Raw genomic sequence first — 25,042 nt, forward strand, 5'->3', positions numbered from 1 at the left:
GCCGGTGGTCAGGCACTCACGATTGCCCGGCCCTGGCCGGGGGCGATCCGGCGGTTGCGCCGACAGTCGACGAATGCCGATAGGCCAGACAGGCCGCGGAGGCGTCATAGGCGGCCAGGAACACCGTTGTCCGCGCGGCCGCCAACCGGCCCGACTCCTGCGCGGCGAGGTAGGCGTGCACCGGCGCCGCGGAGTACGGATCGCCTGTCCGCGGGTCGATCCCGGCGACGGCGGCGCGCGGAAGCCCTAGCGTGGTTGCCAGTCGCGCCGGAAAATCCCGGCTCGGCGCCGGCGCGAGGAGCACCGCCCGGCCTTCGGCGAAGTCGGATTCCGTGAGTCCCTCATCCGCGAGGCAAGCGCGCACCGCCTCGGCGGCCACTGGCAGCGGATCGTCACGGATGACGGCATGGCCGGTCGCGCGGCCGTTCGTACCGGCTTCTTCGAGGTCCACCCACACCGAGAGCTCGACCGGCCCGGTCGGCTCGACGGTATGCAGACGACCGAATCCTCCTGCGGTAGCGTCTTTTCCGAGCAGTATCGCGGCGCCGCTGGGGGTATACAGTGCGTCGGTGATGTCGCGCCGGGTCGATGGATGGGCGTCCCCGGCCACCAGCAGTACGTAGTTCACTTCCGGCCCGAGCAGGAAGGATTCGGCGACATCGATCGCGTGTATCAGACCGGCGGCGCCGTGCATGACGTCGAAAGAGAAGGCGGGTACTCGATCGGGCCGGTAATCGAGGCCGAGGCCGAGACGCTTCTGAACGATCGCCGCTACCGCTGGTTCGCAGAGATTGTTGTCCCGGAAAATGCCTGCGTTGACCAGCATTCCGACCTCGTCGACGCCGACGCGCGCACGTTCCAGGCAGGTCCGTGCCGCCCGCGTCGCCAGTTCGATGTAGCTGCCGGTGTCCCGATCGGTGTGCACCGCAGCGGCCAGGATGGCGGTGGGCACGGCTATGCCTCCAGGCGCGAGATGGTGGTGGCGAGACCGCCGGAGACGATGCCGGATGCCTGGGAGAACATCAAGATCTTCGACCCCTTGGGGATCCGCTGCTGCCGCAGGTGCTCGTGCAGCACCAGGAAATGCGATGTCGATCCGGTGTTGCCGTAATCGTGCAGCACATTGAGCACGGTCGGCACCGGATCGCCGAAGCGCTGTCCGGCCAGATCGTGCAGATACTCGATGACCGGCCCGCTGAACTGGTGGTAGATGCAGAAGTCGAACTTCTCCCGAGCCAGCCCGTTCCCGGCCTTCGCCATGACGGTGGCGATTCGATCGAGTCCCTGGCGGTAGTGGGTATCGGTCTGCATGGCGCGGTTGTCGGTGTAGAGCGCGATTCCGTTCGAGCGGTTACTGGGCATGCCGAGGCACAGTTCGGCGCCCTCGGCGAGTGTCATCAGTTCGACGTGGTGGATTTCGTCATCGTCGTCGCCGCGATCGTCGACCACCACGGCGACGCCGGCGTCGCCCAATGTCAGTGCCGAGAACTGCGGGTCCGACCGCGTGCTGATCTCGCGCACCGCCGTCTCGGCGGCCGGGGAGAGCTGCTCGCCGCTGACGACCAGACCGTTGCGCACGACGCCCGCCTTGATCATCCGGTCGAGCACCAGAACACCTGTGACCATCCCCGCGCAGGCATTCGAGACGTCGAGGCACCTGGCCCGGGTGGCGCCGATGGCATTGCGCAGCATCAGCGCGAAAGGTGGCGCACCGCAGTGGATTCCCTTGCCACGAGTGCGGGTGATCGACGCTGAGATGATGATGTCGAGTTCGTCCGCGGCGTAATCGGAACGGCGCAGGCAATCCGCGATAGCGTGCTCGGCCAGCTCGAACGAGGACTCGTACCGTTGCGGGTGCGAATCGCAGACCCGCCGGTTCTTGACCCCGGTCACCACGTCCAGATTGGTCACCCCCGGTACCGCCAAGGCCGCGACCAGCTCCTCGGTGGAACGCACCGTATCCGGGGTGTACCGGCCGATCGACTCGAAACGCGTCCGTCGCACTGCTGCTCCGTTCTGGTAATCGGTTGTGCCCGATGACATCCCGCCAGCGGTAGGGGGTCACACTCTGCGCAACTGGTCCAGCTCCGGCTTGTGTGTCGCACTGCCACGCGCGGACCCCGGAATTCGCGGGAACCACCAGTTCCATCGGCCCATGATCTGCATCAGTGCCGGAACCAGCACGAGACGGATCAGCGTGGCGTCGATGATCAGGGCCGCGGCGATGGCGAAGCCGAACTCTTGCAGCCCGACGATCCGCGAGACCAGCAGGCTGCCGTAGCCGACCGCGAGGATCGCGGCGGCCAGCGAGATCGGCCGCGCCGTGCTCTGCAGCCCGACCACGACCGCGCTCCGGTTGTCCCCGGTTCGCAGGAACTCCTCCTGGATGCGACGCACCAGGAACAGCTCGTAATCCGTGGAAAGCCCGAACAACAGCACGAACATGATCAATGGCACCTGTGGCCAGATCACGCCGGAGTCCACCCAGTGCTGGAACACCAGCACGGTCAGTCCGTACGCGGCGCCGGTGGCGAGCAAACTCATCACGATCGCCTTGAGCGGCAACAGCAGGCTACGCAGGATCGCGGCCAGCGCGACGAACATCATCGCCAGCACACAGCCGACCACCCACCACAACTTCCGCGATGCCTCGGTCACGATGTCGGCGACGTGGCCGCTCGGGCCGCCGACGATCACGGTGACACCGGGGGGCTGGTGCGCGGGAACGATTTCGGTGCGGATCCGCTGCACCAGCGGCACGACCGCCGGCGAGTCGATCGCGTGCTTTGCCACTACGACCATGCCGGTGAGGTCGACGCCGTTGTCGAGCGTGGCGATCGTGGTGACGTCCGGATCCGCGCGCAGCGCCGCCTGTAGCGCACTGCTGTCCGGCTCGGCGTCGCCGACCGGCCGTTGCAGGAGCACGATCACCGGGCCCGTCGCACCGGCCAACTCACCCTCGGCGAGGCTGAAACCCTCGAGATACGGCGTTCCGGACAGCGCGCGGCGCTCCAGGTTGATGCCCATCGCCAGATCGGCCGTCGGAATCGCGGCAACGAGTAGCCCGGCCGTGACGGCGAGGGCATACGGCCAGGGGTGGCGCATCAGGTGCTCGGCCCAGCGGGTCAGTCGACCAGTCGGTGCGGCGGAACTCGCGGCAACCGGAACTCGCGCCGATCGCCACCGGGGCCGCCACTCCAACCATCGCGTCACCGAAACCAGCAGGACGGGCAACAGCGTGACCGAGGCCACCAAGGTAATCGTGACCACGGCGAGCGCGCCGATCCCCGCCTGCGCGAAGACATGCCAGCGCACCATGAACAAGCTCACCAGGGCCAGCGCCAGGATCAGCCCCGAATAGAGCACGGTGCGCCCGGTGGTCGTGACCGCGGTCCCGACCGCCTGCTCGGGCGACGCGCCTGCCGCGAGTTCCTCCCGGTAGCGGTTCATGACGAACAACGCGTAGTCGATGCCGATGCCGAGGCCCAGCGCGCTGACTCCGACCAGCAGCATGCCGTCGACGGTGAAGATGTCGGTCAGCAACGCGAACAGTCCCAGGGTGGTCACCACCGACGCCCCTGCGATGAGCACGGGTATCAGTGCCGCGATCGGCCTGCGCAGACCCCACCACAGCACCACGATCGCCAGTGGCACCGCGACCAGCTCGATCCGCATCAGGTCGGTTATCTCGACCTTCTGGATCGCCTCGCCATATACCGAGACGCCGACCAGATAACCGCGCACGGCACCGCCGGACGCCGCCTGCATCTCCCGATCGAGCACGGCCTGCAGGACCGGGGCGCGCTCCTGCCGTTGCCGGTCGTCGCCGGAGACACCGACCATCAGGTACGCGAAGTGCTCGTCGTGCAGTAGTGGGCGGAGCGGCTCGAGCGCCTCGCCCAAGGCCAGTCGGCGGTCCGGGTCACCGGCCACCGGCAACAGCAGCAGGCCGGACACTCCGTCCTCGGCGGCCAACGCCGACTTACCCGCATCTATCGCCGCGCGGAACGCGGGATCGGTGGTCCGCAGCGCGTCGGAGTGCAGCACCACGATCATCTGTTCGCGGCCCAGCGACGGCATACCCTCGGCAAGGACTTGGCCCGCTCGCTGCGACTCCGAACCCGATACCTCGATCGGCGGAGCTTGCAACGATCCGAGCAAGTGTGGGAGGCCGATCAGGCCGACGGCCACAGCGATCAGCCAGCCGGCGTATACGCGACGCCGGTACCGCACCATTGTCACGGCGATCAGGGGTAGGACGCCGCGCGGCGGGGCTTGGCCTGTGGTCACATCGGTTTCGTGGCTGGTCTCGGTGGTCCACATACGAGCTGTGTTCTCCATCCTGTCGCCGCGGGCGGCCGCGGTCGTGCGGCCGTACCGTCCGGAACAGGCCGCGCCGCAATGACGTTCGCGGCGATAGACCTTCGGGTGTCCGAACGGGACGGCCCCGCAACGGGTTACGAGTGCCTCAGCAGATTGCTAGTCCTGTGGTTTGACCGAGGCGTTGCCCTTGACAGTGACGGTGGCAGCATCAGGGAGCGATGCGGCATCGCACGATTCCAGCTGCAATTCCGCGGCCGGAAAGTTGCCCTGGGCGGTCACGGAGTTTTTGCCATCCGGGCTATTCGGGTCGGTGACGAACTTGGCGCTGAACTTGCCCTGCTTGCCGCCACCATCCTTCAGTGGCACCGAGATCGTGACGTTGGCGTTTTCGCCTTTGCCCGTGCCTTCGACTCCCTCCTCGCCGCCCGGTTCTCCCTCCAGCGCCGAACCCTTACCCTTCGAGGACGTCAGCTCGCACATACCTCCGTTCACCTTGTACGAGACGTCCGTGATCTCACCGCTGGCCTCACCGATTTCGCACTCTTCGTCGGTCTTGGCCGCTTCATCGATATTCGAAGTCTCCGCGGTGAGGTTGTTGTCCTTCTTCGTCAACTTGACCTGTGCCGAGGCTCGGCAACTGAAGGGTTCGTTATCGTCGACCTTGGACTCGGCCTCCGAGCCCGGCGCGGCGAGAACGGCGAACGCGACGGCAGATGCTGCCAGCAGCCCCGTACCGAATGCGAAACGCTTGCCACGCCTTTCGTGCCGCGGCGCCGGACCCTGTAGCTTCCGCTCCATCGATCCTTCGTTACCCAAAGCAGACCTCTCCTTTCGACGAGACGAGCTCCAAAGCAGCAGCCGCTCGAGTGGGCAGCTGCCACGATCAGGACAGCGCCGGGCGATGCGTACCTCGACCGTGCTGACCCTCCCCATTCGTGCGAGTCGCGTCAGCACGGCACACGTCCGAACCCCGCGACAGAAGCGCGGTACTCGGACGGCGCGGATGAAAACGGCGACGCCACCTATTCGTTGTCACCGTGGGGGCGGATGGCTCGAACCTTCAGCACGCGCGGGCTGGGTGCCAAGGCGCGGGGTCGAGGAAGTTCGTAGAACACGACGGGAAGGGAGCAGGTTGCCCTGCTCCCTTCCCGGGTTCTGGAGTTGGTCGGGGTCAAGCCCCGACGGCTCGAGCGTAGATTCCCTGTAGCGTTCGTTCGGTCAGGAGGTCGCTGATCTGCACCTTCTGCCCGGTTTCCTGCTCCAGGGCGACGACCAGGCGCACCATCAGCATCGAGCTCCAGTTGACCACCTGATCCAGATCCTCGTCGAGGTCTTTGTCCGCGAGCGGCAGCGCCAGCTCGTCCCGGACGATCCGAATGAAATCGGCCTTACTGATCACGCCAAGCGTCCTTCCACACGATCCAGAAAATTCGAGGTGATCCGCACGTGGTCCGGTATTGCGGGAATGGTCCGCAGGTCGTGTCGGAAGGTCAATTCGCCTCCCGCGCCCTCCGCGACCGTGTCGAAACCCTGTGCCGGGTAGAACTCGCGAACCTTGCCGTTCTTGGCCGTCGGCAGGTAACGACCGTGTACGGCGCGCAATCCGGAATCGCGGGCATAGGTGAGCAATGTTCCCATCACGGCGTCTTCGATACCTCGGGCGAAGACCCGGCAGCTCAGCACCATGTTCTCGATATGCAGCTCGCCGTCGTCGCGGCGGGCGAAAAGCGCGCCGACCACACCGTTGTCGCCGAAGCGATCCGCTGATCGAATGCTCAGCACCAGGTGATCCGGATCGTTGACCCGGTCCGTCACATCGGCTTGCTGCCATCGCTGCGTGGTGAGGTTGAACTGGTTGGTACGCAACGTCAATTGCGCGACTCGTGCCACATCCGGCTGCTCCACCAGTTTCATCTCGACCCGAACACCCAACTGCCGCAAGTACTCCGCCATCGAGTCGGCGCCGGCCAGCAGATCCGTCCGGGCAGCTTCGCCGCGGTACAGCTCGCCTCGTGCGCGGTCCTCGTCCGTCAGGTCCAGCACATCGAACCAGCCGTCGGCGAGCAGCTTCGAAACATGCAGCGCCGGTTCGTCATCGAGGCACACCACGGCCACATTCGGCAGGCTCATGGCCACCAGCCCGGTCTCGAAAGATGAGTCGTCGGCGAACACGAAGCTGTCCACACCGAGATTGAGCCGCTCGGCGATATCGGTCAGATTGGTGTCCTTCGGCTCCCAGTTCGCGTTGATCCGGGCGAAATCGGTGTCGCGCAACACCATGTCCGGATGGTCGCGCAGCACGGCCAGGACCGGCTCGCGGTCGTTCTTGCTGCTGATGGCAAGGACGACACCCTGGGAACCCAATTGCTGGATCATCCGCTGGAACAGCCCGAACGCCTCGCCGCGGAAGGTGATGGCCGCGGCGATACCGTCCGCCCCGTCGTCCCCGAGGATGCCGTCCCACAATGTGTTGTCCAGATCGACGACCAGGACCTTCTTGGTTCGGCCGTGGAGGGCACGGATCAGATGGCCGACTTCCCTGGCATAACGCGACAGCACCTCATCACCCAGTTGGACCTTGGCGTACACGGCCATTCGCTGGTCATGTACCGGGCCGCCTTCGGCGATCAGCGGGTCCAGATCGATAACCTGCACCCGGGCGTACTTTTCGGACAATCCGAGCAGCGCGGTGTTGAACGAACGCCACGCCACACTCAAGCGGGTGCGGGACCGAAGATCCACCAGAGAATGAGTGTGTATGCGGTGCAGTGGCACCGTGTTGAGTACGAGAGTGGCTTCGGCGTGCCGGACATAGTTGCCGATCAGTCGATCCAACTGAGCCATTTTGGCGGTGATCGCCTGCTCCACGTCAGCAACGGACCACGGCTTCGGCAGCTCGTCGAAGATCATCTGCGGGTCGAGCACGATCAGTGCCAGCTCGGTATCCGGGCCGTACAGGTGGCTGCTCGGGTCCTGCAGATCGCGCAGATACGCGTCGAACTCGCCGACGCTGGGACGCAGAAGGTAACCGTGCCTGGCGAATTCGGCGGTGAGCGGCGCGACCAGCGGTTCGATGGTGGAGTGTCCGGTGACGGCTACAGTGATCGGTCGAACGGTTTCGCCGGAGTCCGCGGCTCGACGCAGCATCTCCTCCGGATCCCGTCGGGCGAGAATCTGTCCCGCTCTGGTCAGGTCTGCCAAACCCGCTGCGCCAGCGGCAATCTGGGCCAACAGCTGGACTACCGTCGCGTGGTCCTCGGCCAACCGGCCCGCCGCGCCGAGTTCGCGCAGCCGGGCCAGCGGGGACTGATCCACCGTGGTCATTCGGTGCTCACCGACCATTCGGGCTGCTCCAGGATCCGAACGAGCACGCAGCCGTAGCTGAAGCCCATACCGACACCGCACAGCGCCACGATGTCGCCGGGCCGCACCGCACGCGTCTCCAGCAGATGGGCCAAGCCCGCCGTCTGATCGCCGGCACCGATATGGCCGATCTGGCGGCCCCACTCCCACGTGGTCTGCGCCTCTTCGATGCCGATGCCCTTCCGGAACGTCCAATCCACCACTGTGAGACCGTGATTCGGGAAAACCCAGCGGGCGACGTCGGCGCTGGTCAGCCCGGCGTCGGCCAGTGCTATCGCCACGGCTTCTTGCTGGCGCCGGGTGACCGACTGCACGACCTCCACCAGGACGTCGCCGTGCGCTGCGAGGAATTGCTCACGGCGGGTACGCAAATCGACCGGCCGACCGCTCATCTGAGCGGCGTCCGTCCATGGCTCATCACCGATATAGGCGTCGCCCCAGGTGGTATCGCCGAGCAAGCCGGTCGACAGCAACTCGGCCACACCGGGCGACCGCGACAGCACCAGCCCGGTGGCACCATCGGAAAGCAGGATGCCCTTGTCGGATCGGTATCTGTCGTAACCGGGGTGGGCGAAGCGGTCGGCCGTCGTGATGAGCGCGGACGACGGCGCGGTCCGTGCGGTCAGGAGGGCCGCGGCCACCTCGATCGCCGCCAGTCCGCCGTTGGAGAACTGCCGTACTTCGAGGGCGTTGGCGGTGCCGCCGAGGGTGTGGTGCTGGATGTAGGACGCCGACGCGAAATGGTCGATGCCCGGATGGCCGCAGCTGGCATGCACGACCAGATCGACATCGTCTGCGGCCGCACCCGCTCGCTGCACGGCGAGTTTCGCCGCGTCGATGGCCATTTCGACAGCCGAGGCGCGTTTGTCCTCGACCCGGATCGCGAGATAACCGTCGACCTCGTTTTCCTCCGCAGCGTAACGGCCTTCGGCCACCGCGACTGCCGTCTCCTCCTTGCGGCCGAGTGATACCGCGGCGGCATTGAGATAAATGCCTTTCCACTGCATGGCTTTTCTCCTTCAGAAATGAATTTCGAGGTTCACCGGCATTGGCTGCTGCTCATATCGTTGTGCAGGCATGCGTCACCGATCAGTTGTCGTACGCGGAATTCCCCGGGCCTGGCGACTATGCGTGAATTCTGTTCGGATCGTACGTCGATCAGCTTGTCGGCCCAAGGGGTCGGCAACTCGATTCGGCCGTCCGCGGAGAATCCGCAACCGTCCCCCACGACAATTGCGGGCTTTTATTGCAGCACGCTATGTGCACGCTCGTACAGAGTGGCTTCGGCACGTCGGCGACGGCGCGCGGGCCCGGCTCCGGTACTCGGTGGGGACGGGGTAGGAAACGAGGATGCTGGTCCTGAGGGACAATACGGATGTGAGCTACGCAAGCAGGAAAAAGTTCAGAGATCAGCTCGAGGTTCCGACGGTCGTGGCGCTGACGGTTGCCACGGCATCCGTCGGGTGCTAGGTCGATGTCGGACCAGGAAGTGCCGGGACGGGAATCCTTGCCGGGGCCCGGCGAAAACAGGTTCGATGCGGTGGAACGGCTGCGCAGGAAGCTGGAAGGTCTGAAGGCGGCCGAGACCGGTGGCACCGAGGCGGGCGACGGCGCGTCGAAACTCATCCGGCTGCCGCATCGCCCGCGGCGCATGAGTGAGGACGTCGGCGGGCGTCCCCGCAAACCTTGGCAGTCGGCGGGTGGCTCCGCCTCCGATCCCGCCCCGACCAGGCCGGTATTGCGATCAGAACTGCAGCGGGAGACAGGGGCGTGGCCGATCGACCCCGCCCTGGCTCGGCAACCAGCCGCGGCGGACGATCCGGGCAGAGCCGAGCAGGACGGGAGTGTCATCGATCTCGGCGCAGTGCGGGCGAAACGTGCTGGTGATGATGTCCCGGCCAGCGGCACTCGGCGCATGGCCAAACCGCGCAGAATTAGACCTGACACCCCATAATCGCGCTCAGTCTCGCGTCCAGTCGAGCGGAGACAAAGCGGCCAGCGCCGAATCGTGCTGGGCGAAGTCGGCCAGCTGAGTTCGTATGGTGTTGTGGAAGTAGGCAATCTCCCCGTCGACGAGCACGACGGTTTGGATATTAGCTGTCGTACCCGCTCGCGGACCGTCCGGCACGAACAGTTCGGATATGGTGTTGAGCACCACCACGCGGTCGCTCAGATTTCTGGTCTTCTCGACCCGGATGCGCCACTTGCTACCGCGGTAGATGGTGTCGAATAATTTCTGGTGCTCATTCGCGACGACCGATCGTCCTTGCTGCACCCTCCCCAGGACATCAATGAAGGTTACGTCCTCCGCGAACGGAGCAGCGAAAGCGGCACCATCGCCACTGTGCCAGCCCTGTTCGAGTGCCCGCAGGATCTCATTCGTTTCCATCACCGACAACCCCTCCTTGCAACGCTTTTCGATGGCTACCTGCCTCGAACCTACGAGCTGAAGTAAACTCGAGGTCCAGCGATGGTGACCGAGGTCACACCGCCCAGGTGCCGCGGTGGCATCAGCGGATCTTGCGGCCCCAAATCCATTGGATCGTCCCGAGGCGGCGAGTGTCCACGCCACTGAGTCCGAAACCCTGGACGCTATCGGCGATCTCGGTTTCGGTGAACAACCGCGCGCCGCCGGCGCCGGGTACCCAGCGGCCGATCAGTTCGAGCGGGCCGGTGCGCACGGTGGGCACCAGCACGGCGAGGTAACCGCCCGGTCGTAGGACGCGGATCATCTCGGCGAGTGCGGTGTCCGGGTCGGGGATGAGCTGTAGCCCTGCCATACAGGTCACCGCATCGACGGTGTTGTCACGCAACGGGAGTCGCTGGGCATCGGCGCGCAGAAACGCAGTGTTGTCGGCGCGGTGCCGATGGGCGGCGCGGATGAGCATCGACTCGGAAATGTCGATGCCGACGGCGAGTCCGCCCGAACTCACCGTGCGGGCGAGAGCTGCGGTGATTTCCCCTGGGCCACATGCGATGTCGAGCACCGTATGGCCCGGCTGGAGGCAGAGTCGTTCGGCGGGCGATTGCAGGATGCCGACGACGCGTCGGGCGGCCGTGGCGGCGTGATCGTACAGCGATGCACCGATGCGTGAGCGCCACAGCGACTGCACGATGCCGGTGTTGACGGCTCGACCGTCCGCGGCCGGTTGCGGGCCGAGTTGGTCGAGGTAGCCGTGTGGCGTGATCGAAGCAGCCGTCGGGTCGGTGAGTAGCGGGAGAACCCGTTGCACGGCAGGCGAATTGGTGACGCTCATGCGGTCATCTCCTTGCGGTCCCATACCCGGACACTAAGCCCGGACCGCTCATACCTTCCAAGACCAGTTGTGCCATGAACTCATTCGCTTTCCGGCATGAGCTGCGCGAGCACAGCAGTCGGGGCGGGCCGGACTACCCGAGGTCGAGCACGGGGACTTCGGGCGCATTGCGAGTCACGGACTCGATCAGCTTGCCGCGGTCGAGCCTCCAGCCATTGACCGGCCGACTCGCCGCCACTATGTCAGGCGACACGTGCGGGATCAGGTGCGCGTTGACGCGAGTCATTCCCAGCCCGGGTATGACGGCGAGCCCGGGCGACCCTTCCCGCCTTGCCAGGCCGATATACGGCATCGCCGGACCGTGCGGCACCCACTGCTCGAACAGCACGACCGCGGTGATCTGTGACCACGGCACGAAGGCGGTTGTTCTGCGGTATCCCCAAACCGGGGAGCCGCCCAAGGTGATTCCGTCTTGGTCGACGCGCAGCGCGACCCGGCCCGACAGCATATTGAACAGGAAGGCCAGTCCGCCGCCGCCGAAAAGCAGCAAGAGCACACCTTGCAGGACGATCGGTATGCCGGGCAGGAACGCGATCGCGACAAAGCCCGCCGAACCGAGCACAACCGACACACCCTTGACTGTCGGCCCGAACCGAACTTGGTAGATGCCGCCGGTCAGCGGCCGATCCTGCTCTGACACACCCCTCCTACCCGTGCAAATGGGTATCCCTAGAGAAGCGTCTCAGCCGTTGCGATCGCCCACAACCCGCCAGAATGGCTGACCCCAATCCTTCGGGCCGGAAGGCCTGCGCCGATTTCTACGGTGCGGTCCACACCACCGTTCGCAGCGTCGCCGCGGTATCGACGAGGTGGGAGTGGTCAGGTGGTTCTCGAGGTGGCTTTTGATAGGAGTCGGTGTAGTTGTTGTTGTTCTTTGGTGGACAGTCGCGCCATGGGCGAGCGTGCGGTCATGGCCTCGACCAGCTTTCGCCGTTGTTCGATACCGGCCGCGGTGAGGGCGACCACTTTTACTCGCCCGTCGCGTCGGCTGGCGCGGCGTTGGACCGAGCCGCGTTTTTCGAGCTTGTCGACGAGGAATGTCACCGTCGAGGGATCACAGCCGAGGCGGTCGGCGAGGTGGGTCATCGACGGCGGATCGGTGTCGGGGTCGAGTAGCCAGAGCAGATTCGCCGACGGCTCGGTCAGGTCCAAGTCGCGTAAAGCGCTCCCCACCGCCGCGCTCATCTGGGTGGACACAGCATTGAACTGGGTGATCAGGAGGTAGCCCAGCCCCTGTTCCGGTAGTACGGCCGCCATCGAACCAGCCTATCAACTACTTGGATCATCCCAGAAATCTATTTGGAGTTTCAAAGCTTGACAAGATCGAGCGGTTGCCGCACCCTTGGTCGAGAAGCTTGAAGAATCCAAGCAATTCAGGGAGGTAGGCGGCCATGGCGACGCATCTATCGAACGTTTCGGGCAAGACCATCGTGATCACCGGCGCGGGCTCGGGTGTCGGGGCCGCGGCCGCGCGGGAGCTCCACCGGCGAGGCGCGGTGGTGGTGCCGGTCGGGCGCTCGCCGGTCAAGGCCGCCGCCCTCGCGGGCGAGCTCGGTGTGCGGGTCCGCACTGTGGACTTCGCGAACCTGGCCGACGTGCATCGTCTGGCCGATGAGCTCCTCGCCCGCTACCCGCGCATCGATGTGTTGGCCAACAATGCCGGCGGGTTGTGGTCGCAACGCATCATCACCGACGACGGGCACGAGCAGACCTTCCAGGTCAACGCGTTGGCTCCGCTGCTGCTGACCCAGCTGCTCACCGAGCGGCTACAGGAAAGCGGGGGTCGGGTCATCTTCACCTCCTCGGCCAAACACAAGAAAGCCACCCTCGACCTCGACGACCTCGACAGCGAGCACCGCTATCAGCCGGTGCAGGCGTACGCCAACAGCAAACTCGCCGCCGCTCTGCTCACCCGCGAATACGCCCGCCGCCACCCCGAGATCGGAGTAGCTGATTTCGATCCCGGCAGCATCGCCTCGGATTTCAACAGAGACATGGGCCGCACCGGCACCCTGCTACGCGGCCCGCTGGGTCGGCTGATCCTGTCGTCCCCGGAGAAGGGTGCGGAAACACTGGTCTATTTGGCCGGAACCAGTGAATCCCTGCACGGGCAGTACTACCTCAACAGCCGCATCGCCCGCGAATCCGCCGCAGCCCGAGACCCCGCCGAAGCGCAGCGCCTGTGGGACATCAGCAACGCCATGCTCGGCGTGAGCGCTCGATAGCCACGATCATCAGCAGCCGATTGCGTTGCACCCACCCGAACGAAGCCCAGCCTCCTGGGAAGGAAATTTCCGATGCCCATCATGCTCCCCAGCTATCACATCGGGATAGTCGTCGCCGACCTAGGCCGCGCCATGACCGAGCTGAGCGAGATCGGTCTGCAATGGCACGCACCGATCAGAAACGACACCGATCTGTCCTTCAACGGCACCACCGTCCACCACACACCGTGGATGACCTACTCCAAGCAAGGACCCCCCTACCTGGAGCTGATCCAGCAATCCCCGGGCACCATCTGGGCCGAAACCGGCCTACACCACCTGGGCCTCTGGGCCGACGACGTCGCCGCAGAATCCGACCGCCTCGCCGCCAACGGCATACCCCTGCTGCAGAAAGCCCATGACAACGTGGTCGACGCCCCATTCTGCTACCACCGAACCTCCGACGGCATACGCCTGGAACTGATGGACATCGCCCGAGTAGGCCCCGGTCTGACTACCTACCTCAGCGGAACCGCCGACGACTACCTCAACAGCATCGCCGCCGCGGCGCTCGGTAACCAGTAACGCCCGACCGAAGGGAACACGCTCATGAAACGCATCCATACGCAGTGGCTGACAGCTACCGCCACGATCGCCGCGGCCGTGGCATCGGCCGTGTTCACGCTCGTTCCCGCAACAGCGGATCCGGGCACACCCGCGGTGCAGGCGCGGCACAGCTTTACCGAATATCAAGGGATCGCGATCTCGATCTATGAATACGGGCCCAGCGCCGAGCAAGCGCCCACCATCGTCACGACCGGCGGCTGGCCGGGAGACTCAACGATATTCGAGGACGCGTCGCGCGAGCTCGGCACGAAATACCATGTGGTGCGCTACGACCATCGCGGTGAGGGCCTGTCCGGGCACAACACGAGCGATGAACTGAACAGCTTGGAAAATCTGGCCGGGGAGTTCGGCGCGGTGATCGACAAAACCGCCGCAGGCCATAGCGTGCACACCTACACCGAAGGATGGGGATCGTTCATCGCCGCCGAATACGCCCACCTGCACCCCGGACGTATCGCTTCGCTCAGCTCGATCGGGGCGCCCAGCCTGGATCTGGAACACTACGCCGTGCTCGAATCCGGTATCGACCCGGTGAAATTGATTCAACTGATGCCCGAGCTGGGCTACTTCGCCGCCATGTCGACACCGGTACTACCCGAGCTCTTCGCGGGCAGCGGGTTCGACCGAGCAGCATTCGGTGCCGCGATCGCGCTCACCGGAGAACAGTCCATCCATCTCTCGCAAGCCGACCTCACCTCTGGGGTGTCGATATACCGGGCGAACATACCGACCAGACTCGCTGGCACCCCGGAATACGACTACCTCACCGTGCCCGTCCTGCAAGTATTCCAATCCGAACAAGACACCCCCGAGTTGATCACCGGACTCGACAAGCACACCAACAACCTATGGCTGACCCAAATCCAAGGCAGTCACGCCAACTTCGGCCGCACCTCCTGGCCCCAGATCAGCACCGAACTGGACAAAGCGATCACCGCCACCGACCACCCCTGAGACCGACCCCGCCAACGGCAGTGATCACACGGACGGATCAGCAGGGCACCGGATCGGTGGTGGCTACTTCCAGGCGAATGGCGGGCGCGCACCCTAGCGCTGTCAGGATGTGCTTGTCAGCGATTCGGCCAGGTTCGCCCGAGGACGACACGCCGTAGCCGAGATCGCCGTCAGCTACCCGGACAATCTGGTCAGTTGGTACCGGACAGTGGATCATTTCCGGCCGCGGCGCATGTGTGGTGCTCGTTCGTGCCCGGTTCGGCAATCCCTTCGCGCGTCACCGACGAGGACGGTGCCGCTGGATCTGACGGAAGTATGCGCAGCTCAGCATGGGTAGTTACGGGCTGGCCCCGGGGTGGGTGACTGCCCTCCGAAACCCGACTCGAACAGGCGTCACCAACGCGGTGAATCTGTGCGCGAGAGGGGACTTGAACCCCTACGTCCGTGGACACCAGAACCTAAATCTGGCGCGTCTGCCAATTTCGCCACTCGCGCGTGATGGTACGACCGTCCAAACTCTACCGGGCTTGACCGACTTCGCGAAGCTCCGGGCGGGCGTGGCGTACTGGTCAGTAACCCTACCAGGGATTATAACGATTCGATAACTGTCAACATGAGGGGCGCTCATGTTTCCTACGTGTTAGTAACCCGGCGGACCAGCGGGTTCAAACATGAGGAAGGGTCATGTTTGCCTTCATTCTGGTACGCGAGTGCATGAATACTCGGCGGTAGACGCCTAGGCGACGAGCAAACGTGAGGCTTTCCTCATGATTTTGTGCCATCCTCGCCGTTATCAGGCCCCAACGCTGAGGAACACCTGCGCACCGGAGGGAGCGGCGTGTCTCGGAGGGCATGTCGCGAGGAGAAGGAAGTCGAATCGTCTTGACGATCAACGAGAGCACCGAGACCGGTACCGGACCGAGCGCGAAGGTGGTCGCCGCCGCCCAGGGGGGCGGGAACCGATCGCCGCTGTTGGATCGTCTGCTGAGCGGGACGCCGTACGCGCTCGCTTTCGGCGGACAAGGCGCCCAGTGGCTCGACGAACTGGAAGAGATCGGCCGCGACAGCGCGCTGGAGCCCGAATTGACCGCATTGGTCAACGAGGCGGAAGCGCTGCTGGAACCCGTTGCGGCACAATTGCTCGTGGTCCGCCCCGTCGGCTTCGACCCGATCGGGTGGATGCTCGAGGACGAACTGGTCGACACCGACCAGGGTGAGGTTTCCGCGGCCCCGTCGCCGCGGGTATTGCGTTCGGCCGCCGTGTCGATGCCCGGCGTGCTGCTGTCGCAGATAGCGGCGATGCGCGCGCTGCGACTGCAGGGCCTGGATCCGACCCAGCACGCGCCGGTGGCCATCGTCGGCCACTCGCAGGGGCGGCTGGCGGCGACCGCGGTCGAGGCCGGTGGCCGACGCGACGCCGAGTTGCTTGCGGTGGCGCAATTGATCGGTGCCGCAGCGGGTCTGGTGGCGCGGCGCCGCGGCTTGATGCCGGTGGGCGAGCGTTCGCCGATGGTCGCGGTATCGCACGTCGACCCGGCGCGGCTGCGCGCGGTGGTGGCAGAGGTATCCGAAGGCGTCGATCCGGCCGCGGCCGCGGTGGTGTCCATTCGCAACGGACGCAGGCGCGCGGTGCTTTCCGGTACACCGGCACAGCTGGAGCGGGTGCGGCAGCGCTGCGCGCAGATCCATGACGAGCAGACCCGCGAGCGCGACGCCAAGGTACGTGGCGGCGCCATCTTCGCGCCGGTCTTCGAGGACGTGGCCGTGGATGTCGCGTTCCATCACCCGGCGCTGGCCGACACGGTCGATCTGGTGACCTCATGGGCGAACCAGTGCGGACTGGACGCGGCACTGGCCGGTTCGCTCGCGCAGGAGATCCTGGTCGATCCGATCGACTGGGTGGAGATCGTCGACGGCATGGTTGCCGCGGGCGCGCAATGGATTCTGGACCTCGGCCCCGGCGATCTGCTGTCCCGGTTGACCGGCGGCTCGCTGAAGGGCACCGGCGTCGGCATGGTCGCCGCCGCCACCAGGGCCGGGCAGCGCAGCCTGCTCACCCCGGGCGCCGCGCCGGAGACGGCCGCGCCGTGGACGGCGTTCGCGCCGCGTCCGGTGCGCCTGCCGAACGGGCGGATCGTGGTGGAGACCGCGTTCACCCGGCTCACCGGTCGTTCACCGATTCTGCTGGCGGGCATGACACCCACCACCGTCGACGCGAAAATCGTTGCGGCGGCGGCGAATGCGGGACACTGGGCGGAGCTGGCCGGTGGCGGTCAGGTGACCGAGCAGATCTTCGCCGATCGGGTGGCCGAGCTGAAGACACTGTTGCAGCCGGGCCGCGCGGTCCAGTTCAACTCGCTGTTCCTCGACCCCTACCTGTGGAAGTTGCAGCTGGGCGGCAAGCGCCTGGTGCAGAAGGCTCGCGCCGCGGGCGCACCGTTCGACGGCGTGGTTGTCACGGCGGGCATTCCGGAGCTCGACGAATCCGTCGCGCTGATCAAGGAACTCACCGAGGTCGGCATCTCGCACGTCGCGTTCAAGCCGGGCACCGTCGCCCAGATCCGCGCCGTGCTGCGGATCGCCGCCGAGGTGCCGGACTACCCGGTGATCATGCACATCGAGGGCGGCAAGGCGGGCGGGCACCACTCCTGGGAAGACCTGGACGACCTGCTGCTGGAGACCTACGCCGAACTGCGCAACCACGAGAACGTGGTGGTCTGCGTCGGCGGCGGCATCGGAACCCCCGAGCGCGCAACGGAATACCTGACCGGTGAGTGGGCCACCCCGCACGGCTACCCGGTGATGCCGCTGGACGGCGTGCTGGTCGGTACGGCCGCCATGGCGACGCTGGAGGCGACCACCGCGGCCGAGGTGAAGCAGTTGCTCGTCGACACACCGGGCACCCCCGACTGGGTCGGTGCGGGCACCGCGTCCGGCGGAATGGCCTCGGGCCGTAGCCAATTGGGCGCCGACATCCACGAGATCGACAATGCCGCGTCGCGTACCGGCCGACTGCTCGACGAGGTCGCCGGTGACGCCGACGCCGTCGCCGCACGCCGGGACGAGATCATCGCGGCGCTGAACGCCACGGCCAAGCCGTATTTCGGCGATGTGGCGTCGATGACCTACCTGGACTGGCTGGAGCGCTACATCGAGCTCGCGGTCGGCCTGGACCGCCGCAAGGACTTCGACTGCGGCAGCGATATCGGCGACGCGATCACCGAAGCCACCCGTTCGGTGTGGCTCGACATCACCTGGCGCGACCGTTTCGCGGAAATGATGCGCCGCACCGAAGCTCGCCTGCATCCCGCCGATCGCGGCGAGATCCCGACGCTGTTCACCTCCGACGAGGACTTCGAGAACCCGGTCGGCGCGCTGTGCAAGCTGAAGGAGCAGTACCCGGTCGCCGAGCAGACGCTGCTGCATCCGGCCGACGTCCCGTTCTTCGTCACGCTTTGCAAGACCCCGGGCAAGCCGGTCAACTTCGTGCCGGTCGTCGACGCGGATGTGCGCCGCTGGTGGCGCTCGGATTCGCTGTGGCAGGCCCATGATCCGCGCTACTCGGCCGACCAGGTGTGCGTCATTCCCGGCACCGTCTCGGTCGCCGGCATCACCCGGGTCGACGAGCCGGTCGGCGAACTGCTCGACCGGTTCGAGCAGGACACGGCGTACTCGCTGGTGCGCGCCGGTGTGGTGCCGGTGGCGATCGACGCCCGCCGGGTCGCGGGTGTGACCACCGGACCGATCGACACGGTGCTCGCCGCGCCGGACATCGAATGGTCCGGGCGCACCACCGTCAACCCGGTTCACCGGCTCGGTGACCTGGCCGACTGGACCGTGGACGGCAAGGGCGCGGTGCACCCGCCGAGCGGGGCCACGCTCACCGAGACCACCGGACCCGAAGCCGACAACGCCTACGTCGAACTGACTGTTCCGCTGTTGGGCAGCAACGTGGTTCGCATTCGCATCACGGTGCCGACCGCCACCTACAACGGCGGCGCTCCGGTCGTCACCGAGGCCGACGCGCACGACGCGATGACCGCGATGCTCGCCGTTGCCGCCGGACAGCCGCTGCCCGAGGTGAAGGGCAAGGTCGCCCACCTCAACATCGCCTGGACCCCCGATCTCATCGCCGACCACGCCGGGGTGACCGGCTCGGGCCTGCCCGCGGCGCTGAGCACGCTCGGCCGCACCGTTCCCGACGTGCTGGTCGGCGCTTGCTGGCCCGCCGTGTTCGCCGTGCTCGGCGCGGCGCGGGCCGCCGATGGGGCGAGCGTCATCGAAGGCATGCTCGACTTGGTCCATTTGGACCACCAGATCGAGCTGGCGGGCGAATTGCCCACCAGCCCCAGCGTTCTCGCGGTGCGGGCGGAGGCGGGCGAGACGCTCGACACCGACCTCGGCCGCGTCGTCGAGGTGCGGGTGCGCATCGCGGGCATGCTCGACCGCCCGGAAACCGGGCTGTCCATGCCGACGGTCGCCACCCTCACCGAGCGGTTCGCCATCCGCGGCCGCAACGGCGCGGGCGAGCTGACCGATCCGCCGCGCGCGGCGGGCACACTGTCCGATGCCGCCATCGACACCCCGCGCCGCCGCCGCCGCGACGTCACCGTCGTCGCGCCGCGCAGCATGCACGCGTTCGCCGCGGTGTCCGGTGACCACAACCCGATCCACACCAGCGATGCCGCCGCCAAGCTGGCCGGGCTCGGCAGCCCGATCGTGCACGGCATGTGGCTGTCGGCCGCGGCGCAGCACGCGGTTTCGGCGGTCGACCCGGAAAGCACGGTCCCGCCCCGGACCGTGACGGCGTGGACCACCCGCTTCCTCGGCATGGTCCGTCCCGGCGCGGAAATCGACGTGCGCGTCGAGCGCATCGCCGTCGACGCGGGCAGCGAGATCGTCGAGGTCTCCTGCCGGACGGCGGGCGACCTGGTGATGACCGCGACCGGGCGCACCGCCGCGCCGAAGACGGTCTACGCCTTCCCCGGCCAGGGCATCCAGCGCAAGGGCATGGGCCTGGACGCGCGCACCCGCTCGAAGGCCGCGAAGGCGGTCTGGGAGCGGGCCGACAAGCACACCCGCGAGGCGCTCGGCTTCTCCATCCTGGCCGTCGTCCGCGACAACCCGACCTACCTCAAGGCCCGCGGCGTCGAGCACCGGCACCCCGACGGCGTGCTGCATCTGACCCAGTTCACCCAGGTCGCCATGGCGGTCCTCGGTGTCGCTCAGGTCGCCGAGCTGCGCGAGGCCGGTGCGTTCGTCGAGGGCTCGATGCTGGCCGGACACTCGGTCGGTGAGTACAACGCGCTCGCCGCGGTTGCCGGCGTGCTGCCGCTGGAGGCGGTGCTCGAGGTGGTGTTCCAGCGTGGCTCCGCGATGCACGAGCTGGTGCCGCGGGATGCCAACGGCCGCAGCGACTACCGGATGGCGGCCATCCGCCCCTCGCAGATCGGGCTGCCCGACGACGAGGTGATCGACTTCGTGACCCGCATCGGCGAGCAGGCGGGGGAGTTCCTCGAGGTCGTCAATCTGAACCTGCGCGGCTCGCAGTACGCCATCGCGGGCACGGTGGCCGGACTCGAAGCGCTGGAGACCGAGATCGACCGGCGTCGTGCCGAATTCGGTGGTAAGCGGGCGTTCATCCTGGTGCCCGGCATCGACGTGCCGTTCCATTCCACGGTGCTGCGCAAGGGTGTTCCGGAGTTCCGGCACAAGCTCGAGCAGCTGCTGCCCGAGGACCTGCACCCGGAGATCCTGATCGGCCGCTACATCCCGAACCTGGTGCCGAGGCCGTTCTCCCTGGAGCGCAAGTTCATCCAGGAGATCGCCGACCTGGTGCCGTCGGAGCCGCTGGCCGCGGTTCTCGCCGACTTCGAGGCGTGGTCGGCGCGACCGGTCGAGCTGTGCCGGGTCGTGCTGGTCGAACTGCTCGCGTGGCAGTTCGCCAGCCCGGTGCGCTGGATCGAGACGCAGGACCTGCTGTTCACCGACCCCGCGCACGGCGGCCTCGGCGTCGAGCGGTTCGTCGAAATCGGTTTGGGCGCAACGCCTACCGTGGCGAACCTGGCCACCCAGACACTGAAGCTGCCCGCGTTCAGCGGCGCGACGGTGGAGGTGCTCAACATCGAGCGCGAGGCCGCGATCGTCTACTCCACCGACACCGATCCCGCGCCGGTCGACGAACCCGCCGACGAGCCGAGCGAAACCGCTTCGGCCGCAACGCCTACCGCCGCTCCGACGGCGGCTCCGGCGCCCGCGCCGAGCTCCGGCGGACCGCGCCCGGACGACATCGCGTTCACCGCCGCCGACGCCACCCGCGTGCTCATCGCGCTGTGGACCAAGCTGCGGCTGGACCAGATCGGCCCGGTCGACACCATCGAGGGCCTGTGCGACGGCGTCTCCTCGCGACGCAACCAGCTGCTGGTCGACCTCGGCACGGAGCTGTCGCTCGGTGCCATCGACGGTGCCGCCGACGCGGACATGGGTGCGCTGTCGGTGACCGTGGAGCGGCTTGCCCGCACCTACAAGCCGTTCGGCTCGGTGCTCTCCGATTCGATCGGCGACCACCTGCGCAAGGTGTTCGGTCCGTCCGGCAAGCGGCCCGCCGCGATCGCCGAGCGGGTGAAGAAGGTCTGGGAGCTCGGCGACGGCTGGGCCAGCCACGTCACGGCCGAGGTCTCGCTCGGCACCAGGGAAGGCGCCAGCGTGCGCGGTGGCGACCTCGGCGGGCTGGTCCCCGGCACGCTGGGCGATGCCGCCTCGGTCGACGCCGCCATCGACGCCGCCGTCCAAGCCGTGGCCGCGCGCCGCGGTGTCGCGGTATCGCTGCCCTCGGTGGGTGGCGGCGGCGGTGGCACCGTCGACGCGGCCGCGCTCGGTGAATTCACCGAGCAGATCACCGGCCGCGACGGTGTGCTCGCCACGGCCGCGCGGGTGGTGCTGGAACAGCTCGGCCTGACCGAGCGGGTGTCCGCGCCCACGGCGACCGACGACTCGCTGGTCGACCTGGTCTCGGCCGAATTGGGTTCGGACTGGCCGCGTTTGGTCGCGCCCGCCTTCGACGCTCGCAAGGCCGTGTTGCTCGACGACCGGTGGGCCACCGCCCGCGAGGACCTGGCCCGGTTGTGGCTCGGCGACGACGCCGAGACCGCGGAACTGCCGGTCACCGGGTTCCTCGGCGCGGGTGAAGCCGTTGCGGCGCAGGCCAACTGGTGGCGTGAGCGGGCCAAGCACGAGGCCCGTTCGGTGCTGGCCGGGGTCTACGAGCGCATCGCGACCGCAGCGCTGAGCACCGAGGATCGCGGCATCTGGTCCGCGGATATCGCGGTGATCACCGGTGCCAGCAAGGGTTCCATTGCGGCGGCGGTGACCGGGCGGCTGCTCGGCGGCGGCGCGACCGTGGTGGTCACCACATCGAGCCTGAACGACGATCGCCTGAGCTTCTACCGGAAGCTGTACCGGGACAACGCCCGCCACGGTGCCGCCCTCTGGGTGGTGCCCGCGAACATGGCGTCCTACCAGGACATCGACGCGCTGATCGAATGGGTCGGCACCGAACAGGTCGACAACGCCGGTGGCGCGAAGATCAAGACCAAAGACGCGATGACGCCGACCCTGCTGCTGCCGTTCGCGGCGCCGCGGGTGGCCGGTGACCTCGCCGACGCCGGCGCCCGCGCGGAAATGGAAATGCGCGTGCTGCTCTGGTCGGTGGAGCGGCTGATCGGTGGCCTGTCCACCCTCGGCGCCGACCACGACGTCGACGCGAAACTGCATGTGGTGCTGCCGGGTTCGCCCAACCGCGGCCTCTTCGGCGGTGACGGCGCCTACGGCGAATCGAAGGCCGCGCTCGACGCGGTGGTCGCCAAGTGGCGGGCCGAGAAGTCGTGGTCGACCCGGGTCACCCTGGTGCACGCGATGATCGGCTGGGTGCGTGGCACCGGGCTGATGGGTCACAACGACCCGATGGTCGCGGCCGTGGAGAAGGCAGGCGTACACACCTGGTCCACCACCGAAATGGCCGACGAGCTGTTGAAGTGGTGCACCTCGCGGGCCCGCCAGGTCACCACCGCCGGCCCGCAGCAGATCGACCTGACCGGTGGATTGGCCAGGGCCAAGCTCGATCTGCCCGCACTGGCCAAGCAGGCCGCGGAGCAGGCAGCCGACGAGGACGTGACAGCCGATGCGGCGGCCACGATTCCGGCGCTGCCCGCGCCGCCGACCATGTCGTCGGTGCTTCCGGTGCCCGAATGGGGCACGGTCACCACCGATCTCGCCGACATGGTGGTCATCGTCGGTGCCGGTGAACTCGGCCCGTACGGGTCGGCGCGCACCCGGTTCGAGATGGAGGTCGAAGACCAGCTCTCGGCCGCAGGCGTGCTCGAGCTCGCCTGGACCACCGGCCTGGTGACCTGGGAGAACGAGCCCAAGCCCGGCTGGTACGACGCCGAAACCGGCGACTACGTCCCGGAACACGAGCTGGCCGACAAGTACCACGACGTGGTGGTCGCCCGCTGCGGCGTGCGCCGCTACGGCGACGACGGCGCCATGATCGACAACAGCGCGCCGCTGATGACGTCGGTATTCCTGGACCAGGACCTGACGTTCACGGTCGGCGGCGAGGCCGAGGCCCGCGCCTTCCACGAGGCCGACCCCGAGCACACGGTCATCGTGCCGGTGGCGGATTCGACCGACTGGACGGTAACGCGCAAGGCGGGCACCGAGATTCGGGTACCGCGCCGCGCCAAGCTGTCGCGCACCGTCGGCGGCCAGATCCCCACCGGCTGGGATCCGACCATCTGGGGCATCTCGGCCGAGATGGCGAATTCGGTGGACCGGGTCGCGCTGTGGAACGTCGTCTGCACGGTGGACGCGTTCATCAGCTCCGGCTTCAGCCCGGCCGAACTGATGAGCTGGGTGCACCCGAGCCTGGTCGCCAACACGCAGGGCACCGGCATGGGCGGCATGTCCTCGATGCGCTCGCTCTACGTCGACAACCTGCTCGGCGAGTCGCGGCCGAACGACATCCTGCAGGAGGCGTTGCCGAACGTCGCGCTGGCCCACGTGGTGCAGTCCTACGTCGGTAGCTACGGCGCCATGGTGCATCCGGTGGCGGCCTGCGCCACCGCCGCGGTGTCGGTGGAAGAGGGCGTCGACAAGATCCGCCTCGGCAAGGCCGAACTGGTCGTCGCCGGTGGCTTCGACGATCTCGGCATCGAGGGCATCGTCGGCTTCGGTGACATGTCGGCCACCGCGGACTCGGCGGCCATGCGCGCCAAGGGGATCAGCGACCGGTACTTCTCCCGCGCCAACGATCGCCGCCGCGGCGGGTTCGTGGAATCGCAGGGCGGCGGCACCGTGCTGCTGGCCCGCGGTGACGTGGCGGTGGAGATGGGTCTGCCGGTACTCGGTGTGGTCGCCTTCGCGCAGTCCTTCGCCGACGGCGTGCACACCTCCATCCCGGCGCCCGGCCTCGGCGCGCTCGGTGCGGGGCGTGGCGGCCGCGAATCCCGGTTCGCCGCCGAACTGCGCAAGCTCGGTGTCGGGCCGGACGATATCGCCGTCGTCTCCAAGCACGACACCTCCACCGCGGCCAACGACCCGAACGAGTCCGAGCTGCACACGCGGCTGGCCACGGCGATCGGCCGGTCCGAAGGCGCACCGCTGTTCGTCATCTCGCAGAAGAGCCTGACCGGGCACGCCAAGGGCGGCGCGGCCGCGTTCCAGCTGATCGGCCTGTGCCAGGTGCTGGAAAACGGTGTGGTGCCGCCGAACCGGAGCCTGGACTGTGTCGACGACAAGATGCGGGCGTACCCGCACCTCGTGTGGGCGCGCGAGCCACTGCGCTTCGGCGACCGGTTCGCGCTCAAGGCGGGTCTGCTGACCTCGCTCGGCTTCGGACACGTCAACGGGCTGCTCGCGGTGGTGCATCCGGAGGCGTTCATCCAGGCGATCGACCCGGAGCGGCGCGAGGAGTACCAGCGCAAGGCGCAGCAGCGTCAGCTCGCGGGGCGGCAGCGGTTCACCGAGGCCATGTGCGGCGGGGCACCGCTGTACGAGCGTCCGGCGGACCGGCGGCTCGGCGGCGACGGCACGCCCGCCAAGCAGGCGCGTCAGCTGGAAGCCGACGTGCTGCTGTCCACCGCGGCTCGGCTGAACGGCGACGGTGCCTACCGTGCCGACGGCTTCGGTTGCGGCGCCGGACAGCTCGCTGCGGACGGTTCGCGCGCGGGCGACCAGAGCACGTCGTAGGCTCCC

Annotated in this window: 16 protein-coding genes and 1 tRNA gene; 5 read left to right on the forward strand and 12 right to left on the reverse strand. The window is 67.2% G+C overall.

Translation table 11 applies throughout. From position 1 onward, the window contains the following. Positions 1–16: 16 nt before the first annotated feature. The 7 genes from ACFK0J_RS08615 to ACFK0J_RS08645 all read right to left on the reverse strand — a co-directional run bounded on the left by ACFK0J_RS08615 (position 17) and on the right by ACFK0J_RS08645 (position 8,693). On the reverse strand, positions 17–952 hold the full coding sequence (locus ACFK0J_RS08615; RefSeq protein ID WP_378738203.1) for a hypothetical protein: 936 nt from the start codon (positions 950–952) through the stop codon (positions 17–19). Positions 953–954: 2 nt separating this feature from the next. Beyond that, positions 955–2,004, reverse strand: a complete 1,050-nt coding sequence (locus tag ACFK0J_RS08620) for a 3-oxoacyl-ACP synthase III family protein (RefSeq protein WP_378738205.1) — start codon at positions 2,002–2,004, stop codon at positions 955–957. A 57-nt stretch (positions 2,005–2,061) separates the two neighbouring features. After that, the gene (locus ACFK0J_RS08625; RefSeq protein WP_378738207.1) at positions 2,062–4,341 is read right to left on the reverse strand and encodes an MMPL family transporter; all 2,280 of its coding nucleotides are present in this window, start codon (positions 4,339–4,341) and stop codon (positions 2,062–2,064) included. Between the two features lie 138 nt (positions 4,342–4,479). Further along, entirely contained in the window at positions 4,480–5,121 is a 642-nt protein-coding gene (locus ACFK0J_RS08630) for a hypothetical protein (protein WP_378738209.1), read from the reverse strand. 373 nt (positions 5,122–5,494) lie between these two features. Continuing rightward, positions 5,495–5,722 (reverse strand): phosphopantetheine-binding protein, encoded by a 228-nt coding sequence (locus tag ACFK0J_RS08635; protein WP_378738212.1) that lies wholly within the window; start codon positions 5,720–5,722, stop codon positions 5,495–5,497. After that, positions 5,719–7,647, reverse strand: a complete 1,929-nt coding sequence (locus tag ACFK0J_RS08640; RefSeq protein WP_378738214.1) for an HAD-IIIC family phosphatase — start codon at positions 7,645–7,647, stop codon at positions 5,719–5,721. Before ACFK0J_RS08640 ends, ACFK0J_RS08635 begins: the two co-directional genes overlap by 4 nt. Beyond that, a complete protein-coding gene (locus ACFK0J_RS08645; protein WP_378738216.1) occupies positions 7,644–8,693 on the reverse strand; it encodes a ketoacyl-ACP synthase III family protein in 1,050 nt (349 codons plus the stop codon). Before ACFK0J_RS08645 ends, ACFK0J_RS08640 begins: the two co-directional genes overlap by 4 nt. 467 nt (positions 8,694–9,160) lie before the next feature. Here ACFK0J_RS08645 and ACFK0J_RS08650 point away from each other — a divergent pair, with 467 nt between their 5' ends. Next, entirely contained in the window at positions 9,161–9,640 is a 480-nt protein-coding gene (locus tag ACFK0J_RS08650) for a hypothetical protein (RefSeq protein WP_378738218.1), read from the forward strand. A gap of 6 nt (positions 9,641–9,646) precedes the next feature. Here the strand turns inward: ACFK0J_RS08650 and ACFK0J_RS08655 are convergent, their stop codons facing one another. The 4 genes from ACFK0J_RS08655 to ACFK0J_RS08670 form a co-directional block, all read right to left on the reverse strand. After that, the gene (locus ACFK0J_RS08655) at positions 9,647–10,075 is read right to left on the reverse strand and encodes an SgcJ/EcaC family oxidoreductase (RefSeq protein WP_378742707.1); all 429 of its coding nucleotides are present in this window, start codon (positions 10,073–10,075) and stop codon (positions 9,647–9,649) included. A 121-nt stretch (positions 10,076–10,196) separates the two neighbouring features. Further along, positions 10,197–10,943, reverse strand: a complete 747-nt coding sequence (locus tag ACFK0J_RS08660) for a methyltransferase domain-containing protein (protein ID WP_378738220.1) — start codon at positions 10,941–10,943, stop codon at positions 10,197–10,199. 133 nt (positions 10,944–11,076) lie between these two features. Then, the gene (locus tag ACFK0J_RS08665; RefSeq protein ID WP_378738222.1) at positions 11,077–11,643 is read right to left on the reverse strand and encodes a hypothetical protein; all 567 of its coding nucleotides are present in this window, start codon (positions 11,641–11,643) and stop codon (positions 11,077–11,079) included. 179 nt (positions 11,644–11,822) lie between these two features. Further along, complete coding sequence (locus ACFK0J_RS08670) at positions 11,823–12,260, reverse strand: MarR family winged helix-turn-helix transcriptional regulator (RefSeq protein ID WP_378738224.1); 438 nt, start codon at positions 12,258–12,260, stop codon at positions 11,823–11,825. A 134-nt stretch (positions 12,261–12,394) separates the two neighbouring features. On the opposite strand from ACFK0J_RS08670, the gene ACFK0J_RS08675 reads away from it, so the two are divergent. From ACFK0J_RS08675 to ACFK0J_RS08685, 3 genes are all read left to right on the forward strand, one after another. Continuing rightward, positions 12,395–13,228, forward strand: a complete 834-nt coding sequence (locus tag ACFK0J_RS08675) for an SDR family NAD(P)-dependent oxidoreductase (protein ID WP_378738226.1) — start codon at positions 12,395–12,397, stop codon at positions 13,226–13,228. A gap of 72 nt (positions 13,229–13,300) precedes the next feature. Continuing rightward, positions 13,301–13,792 (forward strand): VOC family protein, encoded by a 492-nt coding sequence (locus tag ACFK0J_RS08680; protein WP_378738229.1) that lies wholly within the window; start codon positions 13,301–13,303, stop codon positions 13,790–13,792. A gap of 24 nt (positions 13,793–13,816) precedes the next feature. Further along, complete coding sequence (locus ACFK0J_RS08685; protein WP_378738232.1) at positions 13,817–14,788, forward strand: alpha/beta fold hydrolase; 972 nt, start codon at positions 13,817–13,819, stop codon at positions 14,786–14,788. Positions 14,789–15,201: 413 nt separating this feature from the next. Here the strand turns inward: ACFK0J_RS08685 and ACFK0J_RS08690 are convergent. Further along, a tRNA-Leu gene (locus ACFK0J_RS08690) sits at positions 15,202–15,283 on the reverse strand. Positions 15,284–15,670: 387 nt separating this feature from the next. On the opposite strand from ACFK0J_RS08690, the gene ACFK0J_RS08695 reads away from it, so the two are divergent. After that, positions 15,671–25,036 (forward strand): fatty acid synthase subunit beta domain-containing protein, encoded by a 9,366-nt coding sequence (locus ACFK0J_RS08695; protein WP_378738234.1) that lies wholly within the window; start codon positions 15,671–15,673, stop codon positions 25,034–25,036. Positions 25,037–25,042: the final 6 nt, after the last annotated feature.

Source organism: Nocardia brasiliensis, assembly GCF_042691675.1.
GTDB lineage: Bacteria > Actinomycetota > Actinomycetes > Mycobacteriales > Mycobacteriaceae > Nocardia > Nocardia brasiliensis_D.